General features: G+C 64.8%; 13 protein-coding genes. 5 read left to right on the forward strand and 8 right to left on the reverse strand.

Features of this window, described 5'->3' with window-relative positions; genetic code table 11:
- Nucleotides 1-73 precede the first annotated feature (73 nt).
- Together LRP30_RS35550 and ettA are read right to left on the reverse strand one after the other, a co-directional pair.
- Nucleotides 74-1,300 carry a lytic murein transglycosylase gene (locus tag LRP30_RS35550; protein WP_249757830.1) on the reverse strand — a complete coding sequence of 409 codons (1,227 nt, stop codon included), beginning with the start codon at nt 1,298-1,300 and terminating at the stop codon, nt 74-76.
- Nucleotides 1,301-1,307: 7 nt separating this feature from the next.
- Nucleotides 1,308-2,957, reverse strand: coding sequence for an energy-dependent translational throttle protein EttA (ettA, locus tag LRP30_RS35555; protein WP_091879432.1), 1,650 nt, complete (start codon nt 2,955-2,957; stop codon nt 1,308-1,310).
- 233 nt (nt 2,958-3,190) lie between these two features.
- Here ettA and LRP30_RS35560 point away from each other — a divergent pair, with 233 nt between their 5' ends.
- Both LRP30_RS35560 and LRP30_RS35565 read left to right on the forward strand, forming a co-directional pair.
- Complete coding sequence (locus LRP30_RS35560) at nt 3,191-3,406, forward strand: hypothetical protein (RefSeq protein WP_128936099.1); 216 nt, start codon at nt 3,191-3,193, stop codon at nt 3,404-3,406.
- Between the two features lie 128 nt (nt 3,407-3,534).
- Nucleotides 3,535-4,497, forward strand: a complete 963-nt coding sequence (locus LRP30_RS35565; protein ID WP_249757831.1) for a D-2-hydroxyacid dehydrogenase family protein — start codon at nt 3,535-3,537, stop codon at nt 4,495-4,497.
- 59 nt (nt 4,498-4,556) lie between these two features.
- Here LRP30_RS35565 and LRP30_RS35570 read toward each other — a convergent pair whose 3' ends face one another.
- Both LRP30_RS35570 and LRP30_RS45120 read right to left on the reverse strand, forming a co-directional pair.
- On the reverse strand, nt 4,557-5,771 hold the full coding sequence (locus LRP30_RS35570; protein WP_249761907.1) for a L,D-transpeptidase: 1,215 nt from the start codon (nt 5,769-5,771) through the stop codon (nt 4,557-4,559).
- Nucleotides 5,772-5,970: 199 nt separating this feature from the next.
- Nucleotides 5,971-6,093, reverse strand: a complete 123-nt coding sequence (locus LRP30_RS45120; protein WP_256477639.1) for a hypothetical protein — start codon at nt 6,091-6,093, stop codon at nt 5,971-5,973.
- 43 nt (nt 6,094-6,136) lie between these two features.
- On the opposite strand from LRP30_RS45120, the gene LRP30_RS35575 reads away from it, so the two are divergent.
- Nucleotides 6,137-6,925 carry a hypothetical protein gene (locus LRP30_RS35575; RefSeq protein WP_249757832.1) on the forward strand — a complete coding sequence of 263 codons (789 nt, stop codon included), beginning with the start codon at nt 6,137-6,139 and terminating at the stop codon, nt 6,923-6,925.
- Nucleotides 6,926-6,985: 60 nt separating this feature from the next.
- On the opposite strand, the gene sseA is transcribed toward LRP30_RS35575, so the two are convergent.
- The 3 genes from sseA to LRP30_RS35590 all read right to left on the reverse strand — a co-directional run bounded on the left by sseA (nt 6,986) and on the right by LRP30_RS35590 (nt 9,836).
- A complete protein-coding gene (sseA, locus tag LRP30_RS35580) occupies nt 6,986-7,843 on the reverse strand; it encodes a 3-mercaptopyruvate sulfurtransferase (RefSeq protein ID WP_128937834.1) in 858 nt (285 codons plus the stop codon).
- A gap of 160 nt (nt 7,844-8,003) precedes the next feature.
- A complete protein-coding gene (locus tag LRP30_RS35585) occupies nt 8,004-8,417 on the reverse strand; it encodes a rhodanese-like domain-containing protein (RefSeq protein WP_091879449.1) in 414 nt (137 codons plus the stop codon).
- Between the two features lie 243 nt (nt 8,418-8,660).
- Nucleotides 8,661-9,836 carry a VWA domain-containing protein gene (locus tag LRP30_RS35590; RefSeq protein WP_249757833.1) on the reverse strand — a complete coding sequence of 392 codons (1,176 nt, stop codon included), beginning with the start codon at nt 9,834-9,836 and terminating at the stop codon, nt 8,661-8,663.
- Between the two features lie 124 nt (nt 9,837-9,960).
- On the opposite strand from LRP30_RS35590, the gene LRP30_RS35595 reads away from it, so the two are divergent.
- The gene (locus LRP30_RS35595) at nt 9,961-10,206 is read left to right on the forward strand and encodes a GlsB/YeaQ/YmgE family stress response membrane protein (protein WP_091879455.1); all 246 of its coding nucleotides are present in this window, start codon (nt 9,961-9,963) and stop codon (nt 10,204-10,206) included.
- A 95-nt stretch (nt 10,207-10,301) separates the two neighbouring features.
- A complete protein-coding gene (locus tag LRP30_RS35600) occupies nt 10,302-11,144 on the forward strand; it encodes a MoxR family ATPase (protein WP_249757834.1) in 843 nt (280 codons plus the stop codon).
- Between the two features lie 1,153 nt (nt 11,145-12,297).
- On the opposite strand, the gene LRP30_RS35605 is transcribed toward LRP30_RS35600, so the two are convergent.
- On the reverse strand, nt 12,298-13,953 hold the full coding sequence (locus LRP30_RS35605; protein ID WP_249757835.1) for a GMC family oxidoreductase N-terminal domain-containing protein: 1,656 nt from the start codon (nt 13,951-13,953) through the stop codon (nt 12,298-12,300).
- Between the last annotated feature and the right edge of the window lie 56 nt (nt 13,954-14,009).

The raw sequence follows: 14,009 nt of genomic DNA on the forward strand, positions 1-14,009 counted from the left end.
GCATTCGCGCCGCGATCGAAGCCCGGCCGAGCATCTCGGCCGGGCTTTTTCTTTTGGCCGAAGTCGAGAACAGTTATCGCGCAGCCTGGATCGATCGCAGCACCTCTTCACTCGGCCAGCAATCGACCTTGAGGCCCGCCGACTTCTGATAGGCACCGAGCGCGGCGCGGGTCTGCATGCCCGCCTTGCCGTCGATCTTGTCCTTGTAAAGTCCGACACGCGTGAGCCCACGCTGCATGGTCTCGACGTCTTTCGTGCGCAACTGCTTCGAAGCCGACCAGGGCGTTACGAACGGCAGCGGACTCATCATGCGGTCGCTGAGATGGCCGACGAACAGCACGTAAAGATCGGAGAAATTGTACTCCTTGATGACGAAGTAGTTCTTCGTGGTCAGGAACGACGGCCCGTAGATGCCCTCCGGCTGCAGCAGCGAAGCGAGCTGCGCCTGTTCGGCGGCGCTGAGCTTCTGCCCACGCACCGGCACAAAACCCTCGCGCAGCCACTGGCCGATCGGCTTCGTCACCTCGGGCACACCGGCGGTGCAATCGACCTTCGCCGGCGCCTGCACCTCGTAGGCCCAGCGCACGCCGCTTTGCCAGCCCTTGTTGACGAGCTGCTGCGCAGCGGACGCCAGCGCATCCGGCACCGAATGCCAGATGTCGATGCGACCGTCGCCGTCGAAGTCGACGCCGTGCTTGTAATATTCGGAAGGCAGGAATTGCGTGAGACCAGTCGCGCCGGCCCAGGACGAGCGCATGTCCTTGCGCGTGACCACACCCTCGCCGAGGATCTTGAGAGCGAGGATGAACTCGTTGCGGTACTGATCCTTGCGGCGTCCGACATAGGCCTGCGTCGCCAACACGCGAACGAGATCGTAAGGCAGCGTGTAGCGGCCATAGTCTGTCTCGCGGCCCCAGATTGCGAGCATGACGGTCGCAGGTACGCCTGAGCGCCTCTCGATCTCGGTCAGCGCGATGCGATTTTTTTGCAGCAGTCGCTGCCCCTCGCCTGCAAGCCGCGCGATCGAGCCTTCCTTGACGTAGTCGGCGGGAACCTGCACGAACTCGGCCTGCGACGGTGCGCCGGTCGCGGGCCGCCCCGGCAGGATCAGATCGGGCAGCTTGTAGTCCAGCTCGAGCCCGCGCGTCTGTTCGTCGAACGTCGCGCGCGACACGCCTTCGGCCTGCGCCTCCGGCCAGAGCGAGGCGATGAACTGCGTGAACGCGGCGTCAGCGGCGCGGGCGGGCGACAGGGCACAGGTGATCGCGATCACCGCGGCGATGAGCGCCCCCCACATCATGCCGAAATCACCGCGTCAGCTTCTTGTACTTCACGCGGTGCGGAATGATGCTGTCCTGGCCGAGACGGCGCATCTTGTCCTTCTCGTAATCCTGGAAGTTGCCCTCGAACCATTCGACGTGGCTGTCGCCTTCGAAGGCCAGAATGTGGGTCGCGATGCGGTCGAGGAACCAGCGATCGTGGCTGATGATGACGGCGCAGCCGGCAAAATCCTCCAGCGCCTCTTCGAGCGCACGCAGCGTGTCGACGTCGAGGTCGTTGGTCGGTTCGTCGAGCAGCAGCACATTGGCGCCGGACTTCAGCATCTTGGCGAGATGGACGCGGTTGCGTTCACCACCGGAGAGCGCACCGACCTTCTTCTGCTGGTCGGCGCCCTTGAAGTTGAACGAGGAGCAATAGCCGCGCGAATTGACTTCCTTCTTGCCGAGCAGGATCAGCTCGTTGCCGCCGGAGATCTCCTCCCAGACGGTCTTCTTGCCGTCGAGCGCGTCGCGCGATTGGTCGACATAGCCGAGATGCACGGTCTCGCCGACCGTGATCGTGCCCTTGTCCGGCGTTTCCTGCTCGGTGATCATCTTGAACAGCGTGGTCTTGCCGGCGCCGTTGGCACCGATCACGCCGACGATGCCGCCGGGCGGCAGCTTGAAGGTGAGATCGTCGATCAAGAGGCGATCGCCATAGCCTTTGCTGAGGCCTTCGAAATCGACCACGTTGGCGCCGAGGCGCTCGGCGACCGGGATGATGATCTGCGCGGTCTGGGTCTGCTTCTCGCTCGCCTGCTTGAGCAGCTCCTCATAGCGCTGGTAGCGCGCCTTTGATTTGGCCTGGCGTGCCTTTGGCGAGGACGCCACCCATTCCTGCTCGCGGGCCAGCGTTTTCTGGTGCGCGGCTTCTTCGCGGCCTTCCTGCTCCAGGCGCTTCTGCTTCTGCACCAGCCAGGACGAATAGTTGCCCTCGTAGGGAATGCCGCGGCCGCGATCGAGCTCGAGGATCCAGCCCGTGACATTGTCGAGGAAGTAGCGGTCGTGGGTGACGATCAGGATCGCACCGGGATAGTTGCGCAAATGGCCTTCGAGCCAGGATACCGATTCTGCGTCGAGATGGTTGGTCGGCTCGTCCAGCAGCAAGAGCTCGGGCTGGTCAAGCAGCAGGCGGCACAGCGCGACGCGGCGGCGCTCACCGCCCGAGAGTTTCGTCACGTCGGCATCGTCGGGCGGGCAGCGCAGTGCGTCCATGGCCTGGTCGACCTTGCTGTCGAGATCCCAGAGGCCCTGCGCCTCGATCTCGTCCTGCAGCTTGGTCATCTCGTCGGCAGTCTCGTCCGAGTAGTTGACGGCGAGCTCGTTGTAGCGGTCGAGGATCGCCTTCTGCTTGGCGACGCCCTGCATGACGTTCTCGCGCACGGAAAGCTTGGGATCGAGATGCGGCTCCTGCTCGAGATAACCGACGCGGGCGCCTTCGGCGACCCAGGCCTCTCCGGTGTATTCCTTGTCGAGGCCGGCCATGATCTTGAGCAGGGTCGACTTGCCCGAGCCGTTGACGCCGAGCACGCCGATCTTGGCGTCCGGATAGAAGCTCAAATGGATGTTATCGAGCACCTTCCGGGTCGGGTAGCTCTTGGTCAGGCCCTGCATGAAATAGATGAACTGGCGCGCCATCGGTCCCGTGAAACCTTCGATTTGAGGAAATTTGCTTGCCGCCGATGTAGCGATCCCGCCCCCAAAGGGCAATGTTTTCCGTCCGTTCACCACGGATGAATACGGTTCGGACACCATCCGGACTCAGATCCGGACAATTGAAACCATCTTTTAATAAATCAGGCCAAAGCTCGGTTTCGCGCGGAAACAGCGCCACCCGATCAGAACGAACGGGAGCACAGCGAGGCCGCACCATGGCTCTGATCGAGACCAACTCTTTTCATGTTCCGGCAGAAGCCGGCCGCGTCTCCGGATTCGTCTCCGAGATCCAGAGCTTCTGGAAACGCTTCTTCGCCACCGCCTTCAACCCATACCGGCCCGAATTGCACTACATGCGCGGCCCCGGTCCGGCCTGGCGCGCCAAGCACGGCATGGACGCACCGTTCCGCCTGAAGCCCCGCGACCTCTGAGCCCGCCCCTATCGGATTTTTGAAGACGCAGGCTGCTTGCGCGCGAGGCTGATTGCGCGCAACCATGGCCCGGTTCCGACGAGGGCGCCCCCGCTCGCGCCATCACCTCTCGCCATGGATGAACGCTGATGACGCGCCTGCGCTGTGCAATTCTCGACGACTATTTCAACCTCGCCCTCGACGTCGCCGACTGGCCAAAGCTCTCCGACCGCATCGACGTCACCGTGTTCAGCCACCCATTTGCTTCCGAGCAGGCCGCGGCGAGCGCGCTGGCCGATTTCGAGATCATCTGCGCGATGCGCGAGCGCACGGCATTCCCCAAGGGCCTGTTCGACAAGCTGCCGAAGCTGAAGCTGCTGCTCACGTCAGGCATGCGCAACGCCTCCATCGACATGGAGGCCGCGAAGGCGCGTGGCGTCGCCATCGGCGGCACGCAATATTCGCGCGATCCCACCGCCCCGCTCACCATGGGCCTGATCCTGGAGCTGACCCGCGGCATCGGCCGCGAGAATGCGCGCATGCATGCCGGCGAGCCCTGGCAGACCTTTGCTGGCGTCGAGATCGAGGGACTGACGCTCGGCATCGTCGGGCTCGGCAAGCTCGGCAGCAAGATGGCTGGGATCGCCAAGGCATTCGGCATGAACGTGATCGCCTGGAGCCCGAACCTCACGCCGGAGAAGTGCAAGGAGGCCGGCGTCGGCTATGCCAGCAAGGAGGAGCTGTTCGCCAAGGCCGATATCATCACCATCCATGTGGTGCTGAGCGATCGCTCGCGCGGGCTGGTCGGCCGCGCCGATCTCGCACGGATGAAGCCGACCGCCTTCCTCGTCAACACCGCGCGCGGGCCGATCGTGGACGAGCAGGCGCTGCTCGAGGCCTTGCAGCAGAGGAGGATTGCAGGTGCAGGCCTGGATGTGTTCTCGGTCGAGCCGCTGCCGGTCGACCATCCCTTCCGCAAGCTCGACAATCTCGTGCTGACGCCGCATCTCGGCTACGCCACTGCGGACGGACTGCGCATCCATTACGGCCAGATGGTCGAAGCAATTGACGCCTTTACCAAGGGCGGCGAGTTGCCGCGGAAGCTGACCTGAATGAAGAAGGGCGTGCGCCAACGGCACGCCCTTTTGCAATCTGAGTATTCTCGAAGCGCTTAGCGCACGGTGACCGGCGCGGGCAACGGCGGCACCACCGTCGGCTGCGTGCCCGGGACCGGGCCAGCCTGGGCGGCCATCGGAGCTGGACCAGCAGCACCGGGCGCAGCAGCTCCCGGTGTCGGCGCGGCGGAGGCGGTCGCCGTTCCCGGCTGCGGGCCGCCCGGCAGCACCACCACGCGGGTGCCGACCTTGACGCGGTCGAACAGGTCGGAGACGTCCTCGTTCAGCATGCCGATACAGCCGGAGGAGACGAACTTGCCGATCGTCGAGGGCTGGTTGGTGCCGTGGATGCGGTAGACGGTCGAGCCGAGATACATCGCGCGAGCGCCGAGCGGATTGCCGGGGCCGCCGGCCATGAAGCGCGGCAGATAGGGCTGACGCTCGATCATCTCGGTCGGCGGATGCCAGTCCGGCCACTCGGCCTTGCGGGTGATCTTCTGTACGCCGGTCCAGGTGAAGCCGTCGCGGCCGACGCGGACGCCGTAGCGGATCGCACGGCCGTTGCCGAGCACGTAATAGAGGTAGGTGTTGGGCGTATCGACCACGAGCGTGCCGGCCGGCTCCTTGGTCTGGAACGCGACTTCCTGGCGGCGCAGGTTCGGCGGCAACTGTGCCGGCGCAGCATCAGGCTGCTCCTCGGGCGGCAGCGACGCGACCGTCATCGGCCGACCGTCTGCGCCGACGGGCGGCTGCCCGGCCTGGACCGTACCGGTCGCGGCGGGACCACCGACGGCCTCCGGCGGACGCAGGCCGTCATTGGCCGGTGCCTGGCCCTGAGCCGGACGATCGGCATAGATCACCGGGGGCGGACCGGCGGGCCGGCCGTAGCGGGGATCGTCGGGCGACATCACGGGGCCTTGCGGCGCCGCGGCCGAATAGGCCGGAGCGCCAGCCGGACGGCCATAACGCGGATCATCCGGTGACATCACCGGCCCCTGCGGCGGGGCCGCCGAATAGACCGGAGGCGCGCCGGCCGGGCGGCCGTAGCGCGGATCGTCGGCCGGGCCGGGCGCCGGCAGCGAGGTCTGGGGCATTGCGTCGTCGTCTTCGTCCAGCGCGTCGAAATTCGGCGTGCGGTCGCCTGGGCGATATTCCGCCGGGGCGCCATAGCTCGGCGCCTGTTGGACCGGATAGCTCTGAGCCTGCGCGAGCGAGGTTCCCGCCGCAGCGACTGTCGCGGCAGCGCATATCGTCAGAAAATGTTTGATCATCATCGCTCTTGTATAGTCCCCAAGCCCGACCGGACCGTTAACGGCCAGATGACCGAAGATAGCGGCACATTCAAGACATATCAGGCGTATTTGCGCCGGATTTGCCGATTTGTGATCCGCAAGACTACCGTTGCCCCATTGCATCACGGGGCAGAAATCGCATCGCACCGTCAATTGCCGGAGTCTTCGGGACCGAATTTTAGGGAACGGCGGAGAGGCGTTGCGATATGGTCGAATCAGCCTGATTCGTCACCGCTTTGAGCTCCGATCCCGGCGTGGCGAACGCGGCAATCAGTACCGTCACCGCGTTCAGATGGCTCATGGGCCCTGGCCCCAACCCGGGGCGGAAATTCGTAACCCGACCGATGCTTCCCGGCTTTCGCTTCCTGTTTGCCGCGATCCTGCTGTCAACCTCCATCCTGGTGTTCGGCCTAGGCGCCGCCGCGCTGCTCCGGGCGAGCCATGAGCAGTATGTCAGCAACCCCACCTGGCGGAACGGCCCCCAGGAGCAGGTGTTTGCGCAGGCTCCCGAGCCGGCTCAACCGGTGCTCGCGGTATTACAGCCGGAGCCGGAAGTGACCGCCGAGCCCACGCCGTCGCTGCGTGACCAGATACCGACCATCGGCTTGCCGGCGAACGGGCCCGAGCAAGCCGCCACGCCGACGACCGAGACCGACGTTCAGCCTCAGGTCACTGAAGCCGTGCCTGAAGCCCAGGCTCCGACCACCGAACCGGCCACACCCGAGCCGACGACGGAAGCTGCAGCGCCAGCAGCCACTGACACGCTCACCCCGGCCGACACCACGGCATCGATTCCCGAGACGCAGCCTGCTGCCGCCGCGCCCGCCAGCGAGCCGGCGCCGGCTTATTCCAGTGTTGCCCCTGATGCCAGTGTTGCCCAGGCCTCCCCGGCGCTCGATGCCGCCGCGGCCAAGATGGCCGCGCTGAACGATCCGGCGGCGACGAAGGACACACCGACGAAAGCCAAGCCGGACATCAAGGCGGACAGCAAGGCGACCAAGCGCAAGGCGAAGGCCAAGAAACGGCACCGCGTGGTGCAGCGTCCGCCGCCTCAGCAATTGCAGCAGCAGCTCGATCCGTTCAGACAGCAGCAGCCGGCCTTCGCGACAACAACGACCGCGCGCACGCGCTGACGCTCCTTCTTCGCCTCTCCGCGCGGGGCGAGGGAGCGCACCGCCGCCATGGCGACGAGGTTACGCCGGCCCGGTTGCGATCGGCGGGCCGCCGGCCTGGCCCCATTCCGACCACGAGCCGTCATAGAGCGCGGTGTCGGTGATGCCGAGGCGATAGAGCGCGAGCGTCAGCACGCCGGCCGAGACGCCCGAGCCGCAGCTCGTCACGATTGGCGCATCTAGCTTGACGCCGGCGCCCGTGAAGGCGGCGCGCAAATCGTCGAGCGGCTTCATCGTGCCGGTCGCGGCATCGAACAGGAGATTGTAGGGCACGTTGCGGGCGCCGGGGATGTGGCCGGAGCGGATGCCCGGCCGCGGCTCCGGCGCGCGGCCCTCGAAACGATCGGCGGCGCGTGCGTCGATTACCTGCTCGGCGTGGCTTGCGACGTTGGCGATCAGCTGCTGCATGCTGCGCACGCGTTTTGAATCGTAGCTCGCCTTGAACGTCGCGGGCTTTGGCTTCACCTCGCCGCTCTCGACGGGGCGGCCCTCAGCGCGCCACTTCTTCAGGCCGCCATTGAGGATGCGCACATTGCCGTGGCCATAGGACAGGAACATCCACCATGCACGCGGCGCCGCGACCCAACCGCCGGCATCGTAGATCACGACCGTGTCGGCATTGGAAATGCCGAGATTGCCGATGTCGCGGCCGAACTGCTCGGCGCTCGGAAACATGTGCGGCAACGGATTGGAATGATCCGACACCGCATCGACGTCGAAGAACACGGCGCCGGGCAGATGCGCGGCGAGATAGTCGTCCTTCGGCAGCGGCAGCACGCCGGGGAGCTTGAAGCTGGCGTCGAGCACCTTGACGTTGGCCTCGCCAATGTGCGCTGCGAGCCATTCGGTGGAGACGAGGGGGTCGGTGGGGGTGGTCATGCGATGTCTTCCTTGCCATTCCGGGGCGTGCGCAGCACGAGCTTTGATGTGCAATTGCGCATCAGAGAATCCATCGTGCGACGGCGTTGGTGGATGAATGGATTCCGGGCTCGCGACTTCGTCGCGCCCCGAATGACGGATGAGAGAGTGGTGTGCGCCCTCACCCCTTCTTCTTCGGCTCCCACTGCTCGGTCGGCCCGCCGGCATCGCGCCAGGCGGCGTAGCCGCCGGCGATGTGGGCGACGGGCTTGAGGCCCATGTCCTGCGCGGTCTTGGCGGCGAGCGCGGAGCGCAGGCCGCCGGCGCAGTGGAAGACGAACTTCTTGTCCTCCTGGAAGATCGGCTTGGCGTAGGGGCTCTGCGGATCGATCCAGAATTCGAGCATGCCGCGGGTGCAGGCGAACGCGCCCGGGATGCGGCCCTCGCGCTCGATCTCGCGGGGGTCGCGGATGTCGACGATGACGACGTCACCGTTCTTGGAGATCTCGATGGCGTCCTTGGCGCTGAGCGTCTCAATCTCGGCATTGGCCTCGTCGATCAGCGCCTTGATGCCGCGGGTGATGGTCTGGGGCATATGGTTCTCCCTCTTGTTACGTCGTCACCCCAAGCGATCTGCCGGAGGTGGAGGTCACCTCTCCCGCTTGCGGGAGAGGTCGACGCGCCCCGGGCGATGCGAAGCATCGTCCCGAGCGCGGCGGGTGAGGGCTCTCTCCTCTTGGGGAAGCCTCGCTCGTGGAGAGACCCTCTCCCCAGCCCTCCCCCGCAAGCGGGGGAGGGAGCGCAGTCCCGTCGCCGATCGAGCCGGACTAACTATGCATCAGTGCGTCAATTCCTTCATCGCACCTTCCAGACCTTCGATCGTGATCGGATACATGCGGCCCGCAAAAATGCGTTTGATGATGGTGGTCGATTCCGAATAGTCCCAATGCTTCTGCTGCACCGGGTTCAGCCACACCGCATGTGGATAGGTGCGGATGATGCGATCGAGCCAGACCGAGCCGGGCTCCTCGTTGACGTGCTCGACCGAGCCGCCCGGCACCATGATCTCGTAAGGCGACATCGAAGCGTCGCCGACGAACACGACCTTGTAGTCGTGCGGGTATTTGTGCAGCACGTCCCAGGTCGGCGTGCGGTCGGTGAAGCGGCGCTTGTTCTGCTTCCACACGCCTTCATAGAGGCAGTTGTGGAAGTAGAAGTATTCCATGTGCTTGAACTCGCTCTTCGCCGCCGAGAACAGCTCCTCGACCTGCTCGATATGCGCGTCCATCGAGCCCCCGATGTCGAAGAACACAAGCAGCTTCACCGCGTTGCGCCGCTCGGGGCGCATGTGCACGTCGAGATAGCCGTGATTGGCGGTCTCGCGGATCGTGGTGTCGAGATCGAGTTCGTCAGGCGCACCGGTGCGCGCGAACTTGCGCAGGCGGCGCAGCGCCACCTTGATGTTGCGGATGCCGAGCTCGACATTGCCGTCCAAGTCCTTGAACTCGCGCTTGTCCCATACCTTCACGGCGCGGTTGTTGCGGTTCTTCTCCTGGCCGATGCGCACGCCTTCAGGGTTGTAGCCGTGCGCGCCGAACGGCGAGGTGCCGGCGGTGCCGATCCATTTCGAGCCACCCTGATGCCGGCCCTTCTGCTCCTCGAGGCGCTTCTTCAGCGTCTCCATGAGCTTGTCCCAGCCCATGGCCTCGATCTGCTTCTTCTCTTCCTCGGTGAGGTACTTCTCGGCGAGCTTCTTCAGCCACTCCTCGGGGATCTCCGCCTTCTCCATGGCGTCGAGCAGATTTTCCAGCCCCTTGAACACCGTGCCGAAGACGCGATCGAACTTGTCGAGGTTGCGCTCGTCCTTCACCAGCGAGGCGCGCGACAGATAGTAGAAATTCTCGACCGTGTAGTCCGCGAGATCAGCGTCGAGCGCCTCCATCAGCGTGAGGTATTCGCGCAGCGTCACAGGGACCTGCGCGTCGCGCAGAGAGGTGAAGAATTGCAGGAACATGGATGACAGATTGCCCGTCGGGTGGCGAACGTCAAGGGGCGGAGGCCATTGCTCCGCGCTGGACCGGGAGGCTTTTTGCTCTAGAATTGGCCCTCTCAAGGGGCTGTTTTGGGGGACGTTTGCAATGGGAATTGTCGCAGCGCTCATCATCGGCGCGATCGCCGGCTGGCTGGCGGGCAAGATTGTCCACGGGGCGGGATTTGGGCTGATCGGCAACATGGTCGTCGGCATCATCGGCGCGCTGGTGGCGAGTTGGGTGCTGCCGCAGCTGCATATCGCGCTCGCCACCGGCACGGTCGGCGCCATCGTGGACGCCACGATCGGCGCGGTGATTGTGCTGGTCATCCTTTCGCTGATAAGACGGGTCTGAAAGCCTGACCGAACCAGGAACGGCCGCCACGCGCGGCCGTTCCCTTGTCGCGACCGGGGCCTGCGCCTCACGCCGACGATACCCAAGGACACGCAATGAAATTTACCGGCACCAAGGACTATGTTGCGACCGAGGACCTCAAGGTCGCCGTCAATGCCTCGATTGTGCTGGAGCGCCCGCTCCTCATCAAGGGCGAGCCCGGCACCGGCAAGACCGTGCTGGCCGAGGAAGTGGCGAAGGCGCTGAACGCGCCGCTTTTGACTTGGCACATCAAGTCCACCACCAAGGCGCAGCAGGGCCTGTACGAATACGACGCGGTGTCGCGCCTGCGCGACAGCCAGCTCGGCGATGCCCGCGTCTCCGACATCAAGAACTACATCAAGCGCGGCAAGCTCTGGGAAGCCTTCACCAGCGAGCAGCGCCCGGTGCTGCTGATCGACGAGATCGACAAGGCCGACATCGAATTCCCGAACGATTTGCTGCTCGAGCTCGACCGCATGGAATTCCATGTCTACGAGACCGGCGAGACGATCAAGGCCAAGCAGCGCCCGATCATGATGATCACCTCGAACAACGAGAAGGAGCTGCCGGACGCTTTCCTGCGCCGCTGCTTCTTCCACTACATCAAATTCCCCGACGCCGACACGATGGGCCGCATCGTCGACGTCCACTTCCCCGGCATCAAGAAGCGCCTGGTCGAGGAGGCGCTGCGCATCTTCTTCGAAGTGCGCGAGGTGCCCGGCCTGAAGAAGAAGCCATCGACGTCGGAGCTGCTCGACTGGCTCAAGCTGCTGCTCAACGAGGACATGAGCGTCGAGCAGCTGAGGGAACGGGATCCGCGAAAACTGATCCCGCCGCTGCACGGCGCGCTGCTCAAGAACGAGCAGGACGTGCATTTGTTCGAGCGGCTGGCGTTTTTGAGCCGCCGGGAAGTGTAGTTTGAGCCGAAGGGAACTGTAGACCTCGCTGCCGACCACACTCTCGGTGTCGTCCTGGCGAAAGCCAGGACCCATACCGCGTGATCTGTCGATTGCGGATAGTCGGCGTACCGAACTACCAATATTCGCAAAACCACTTCCTGGGGTAAAACCACTTCCTGGGGTAATGGGTCCTGGCTTTCGCCAGGACGACGTCGCAGAAGCATTCGCGTTCTCTCCCCTTCGTCATTGCGAGCGTAGCGACTTGTCCGCCGAAGCCTTGGCGTAGGCGGAAGCAATCCAGAATCCCTCCGCGGAACGATTCTGGATTGCTTCGTCGCAAGGGCTCCTCGCAATGACGGAGCAAGGGGCAACGGCGCCGTTCTCCACTTCACATCTGCGTTGCAGACACGGCTTCGCATCCTCGCGGCGCATTTCGCCCGAGCTTTGCTCTCTCCATCGCCCCCAAAGAAAGAGGGCGCAGGGAAGGCCGGGTGCCGGCTGGCACCCACGGTCCGCTGTGCGAAGGCACACGCAGAAAAACTGCACAGCGGCATACAGGTGAAGCCCAACACACGGCCTTCCCTGCGCAGTGGTTGGACGGCTTATGCCGCGCTCTCCCGGGAGCCGAGTTCGTTCTGGCCTCCCTCACCCCAGCGAAAGTCGCCGGCATCGCGCCGGTTGACGCCAATGCCGCATCCGCCAAGGCTTGACCGTAGCAACGACGGCCAGGACCACACGGTTTTGCCGTACGCACGGTTCGCTATGCGCCGCAGTTTTTCCAACCCTGTCGACGGAGCCGGAAACTTGCTGGCGAGACGAACCTGACAGCGCCGCTCGTCCGCACGAAAGCCTCGGGCTCACGGAGAGCAATCCGCCCTACCCGCACATCTCGCACACGACGCTGCCGCGTCCACCGCAACCCGGCCCGCGTTTCGAACGACCTCGCGAACCGCCCCTCTTCCTCGGGGCCGGGCTGTTTCGACTTATGCCGCAATTCCGAATTTCGGTAAAGTGGAATATTCTTATGCGGAGGGGTTGACGAACGAGCGACACAGCAAAATTCGTAGGGTGGGTTAGCGTCAGCGTAACCCACCTCTTTCGTTTCCACACTGACAGAAATGGTGGGTTACGCCAGCGGACTGCGCTTTGCGCAGCCGCCCGCTAACCCACCCTACGCTGCTGTGCCCACCGCAGTCTCCGGAATCCTTGCCGCTTCCATCGGCTGCTTGCCGCGGATCAGGTCGGAGGCGCGGTCGGCGATCATCATGGTGGAGGCGTTGAGGTTTGCCGAGATCATACGCGGCATGACGGAGGCGTCGATGACGCGGAGGCCCTCCAACCCGTGGACGCGGAGCTGGTCATCGACGACGGCCCACGTGCTCTCCGCCGGGCCCATCCGGCAGGTGCAGCCGGGGTGGAAGGTTGTGGTGCCGCGCTGGGTGGCGGCGTGCAAAAATTCGTCGTCGGTGTTGACGTTCGGGCCGGGGAAATCCTCGTAGGCGTAGTAGGGCGACAACGGCGCGGACTTCAAAAGGCGCCGTGCGAGCTTCATGCCGCCGACGATGACGCGGCGGTCGAGCTCGGCGTCGAGATAGTTGGTCTGGATGATCGGCGGCGCGAACGGATCATTGGAGCGGATGCGGACATAACCGCGGCTCTCGGGGCGCTGCTGCCAGGAGGCCACCGTCATGCCGGGCTCGTCCTCGAGCTGGCCCTGCACGCCTTCCTTGTAGCTCGCCGGCGTGAAGGTGAGCTGGAGATCGGAGCTCTCGGCGCTCTCGCCGGAGTGCCAGAAGCAATAGACCATGGTCGGCGACAGCGAGAGCAGGCCGCGGCGCGCGGTCGCCCATTTGAGCGCCTCGATCCACAGAGAGAAGCCGCGGCGAAGCTCGTTGATGGTCTTGATGTCCTTCACCCGCGCCACCGTGCGCGGCGCGTAATGGTCCTGCAGGCCTTCGCCGACCGGCAGCGCGTGGCGCACCTGGATGCCATGGGCCTGCAACAGATCGGGCGAGCCGATGCCGGAGAGCTGCAAGAGCTGCGGCGAATTATAGGTGCCGCCAGACAGGATCACTTCCTTGTTGGCGCGCACCTCGACAGGATGACCGCCACGGCCGCCCTTCATGTAGCGCACGCCGACGGCGCGCTTGCCCTCGAAGATGATCTCGGTCGCATGCGCGTGGGTGTGCACATGCACGTTGGGGCGCTTCATCGCGGGCCTGAGGAAGGCGGTGGCACCGGAGACGCGCAGGCCGTTGTTGATGGTGCGCTGGCAGTAGGACACACCTTCCTGGGTCTTGCCGTTGTAGTCGGGGTTGCGGGGGATGCCGAGCGAGACCGCGCCTTCCATGAAGGCTTCGCAGAGCGGATCGCGCCACTCCATCGTGGTGACGGTGAGGCTGCCCTCGCGCCCGCGATAGAGCGCCTCGCCCTCGCCGACGCGCTTCTCCAGCCGACGGAAATAGGGCAGCACGTCGGCATAGCCCCAGCCGCGATTGCCCATCTGCGCCCAGGTGTCGAAATCCATGCGCTGGCCGCGATTGTAGATGTGGCCGTTGATCGAGGACGAGCCGCCGAGCGTCTTGCCGCGCGGCGCATAGATGCTGCGGCCGCCGGTCCAGGGCCCCGGCTCCTGCTGGTAGGCCCAGTTGATGCTCTTCATGTGGAAGGTCTTGATGAAGCCCGCCGGCAGGTGGATGTAGGGATGCCAGTCGGAAGGGCCTGCCTCCAGCACGCAGACGCTCGTGTTGGGGTCTTCGCTGAGCCGGCTGGCGAGCACGCAACCGGCAGAGCCCGCGCCGACGATCACATAATCAAATCTGTCCATGGTGGCAGCGTCCTTGGCGCGCAATGAGTCTCAGTTGAATCGGTGCCGGAAGCGGG

Origin of the sequence: Bradyrhizobium sp. C-145 (assembly GCF_023375135.1) — a bacterium.
Lineage (GTDB): Bacteria > Pseudomonadota > Alphaproteobacteria > Rhizobiales > Xanthobacteraceae > Bradyrhizobium > Bradyrhizobium zhanjiangense.

What these genes read in the sequence shown, in the direction of transcription:
- LRP30_RS35590 (WP_249757833.1), bottom strand. Translation starts at nt 9,836, where the DNA reads ATGTTCCTGCAATTCTTCACCTCTCTGCGCGACGCGCAGGTCCCTGTG.
- LRP30_RS45120 (WP_256477639.1), bottom strand. Translation starts at nt 6,093, where the DNA reads ATGAGCCATCTGAACGCGGTGACGGTACTGATTGCCGCGTTCGCCACG.
- LRP30_RS35585 (WP_091879449.1), bottom strand. Translation starts at nt 8,417, where the DNA reads ATGCCCCAGACCATCACCCGCGGCATCAAGGCGCTGATCGACGAGGCC.
- LRP30_RS35560 (WP_128936099.1), top strand. Translation starts at nt 3,191, where the DNA reads ATGGCTCTGATCGAGACCAACTCTTTTCATGTTCCGGCAGAAGCCGGC.
- sseA (WP_128937834.1), bottom strand. Translation starts at nt 7,843, where the DNA reads ATGACCACCCCCACCGACCCCCTCGTCTCCACCGAATGGCTCGCAGCG.
- LRP30_RS35605 (WP_249757835.1), bottom strand. Translation starts at nt 13,953, where the DNA reads ATGGACAGATTTGATTATGTGATCGTCGGCGCGGGCTCTGCCGGTTGC.
- LRP30_RS35595 (WP_091879455.1), top strand. Translation starts at nt 9,961, where the DNA reads ATGGGAATTGTCGCAGCGCTCATCATCGGCGCGATCGCCGGCTGGCTG.
- LRP30_RS35565 (WP_249757831.1), top strand. Translation starts at nt 3,535, where the DNA reads ATGACGCGCCTGCGCTGTGCAATTCTCGACGACTATTTCAACCTCGCC.
- ettA (WP_091879432.1), bottom strand. Translation starts at nt 2,957, where the DNA reads ATGGCGCGCCAGTTCATCTATTTCATGCAGGGCCTGACCAAGAGCTAC.
- LRP30_RS35575 (WP_249757832.1), top strand. Translation starts at nt 6,137, where the DNA reads ATGCTTCCCGGCTTTCGCTTCCTGTTTGCCGCGATCCTGCTGTCAACC.
- LRP30_RS35550 (WP_249757830.1), bottom strand. Translation starts at nt 1,300, where the DNA reads ATGATGTGGGGGGCGCTCATCGCCGCGGTGATCGCGATCACCTGTGCC.
- LRP30_RS35570 (WP_249761907.1), bottom strand. Translation starts at nt 5,771, where the DNA reads ATGATCAAACATTTTCTGACGATATGCGCTGCCGCGACAGTCGCTGCG.
- LRP30_RS35600 (WP_249757834.1), top strand. Translation starts at nt 10,302, where the DNA reads ATGAAATTTACCGGCACCAAGGACTATGTTGCGACCGAGGACCTCAAG.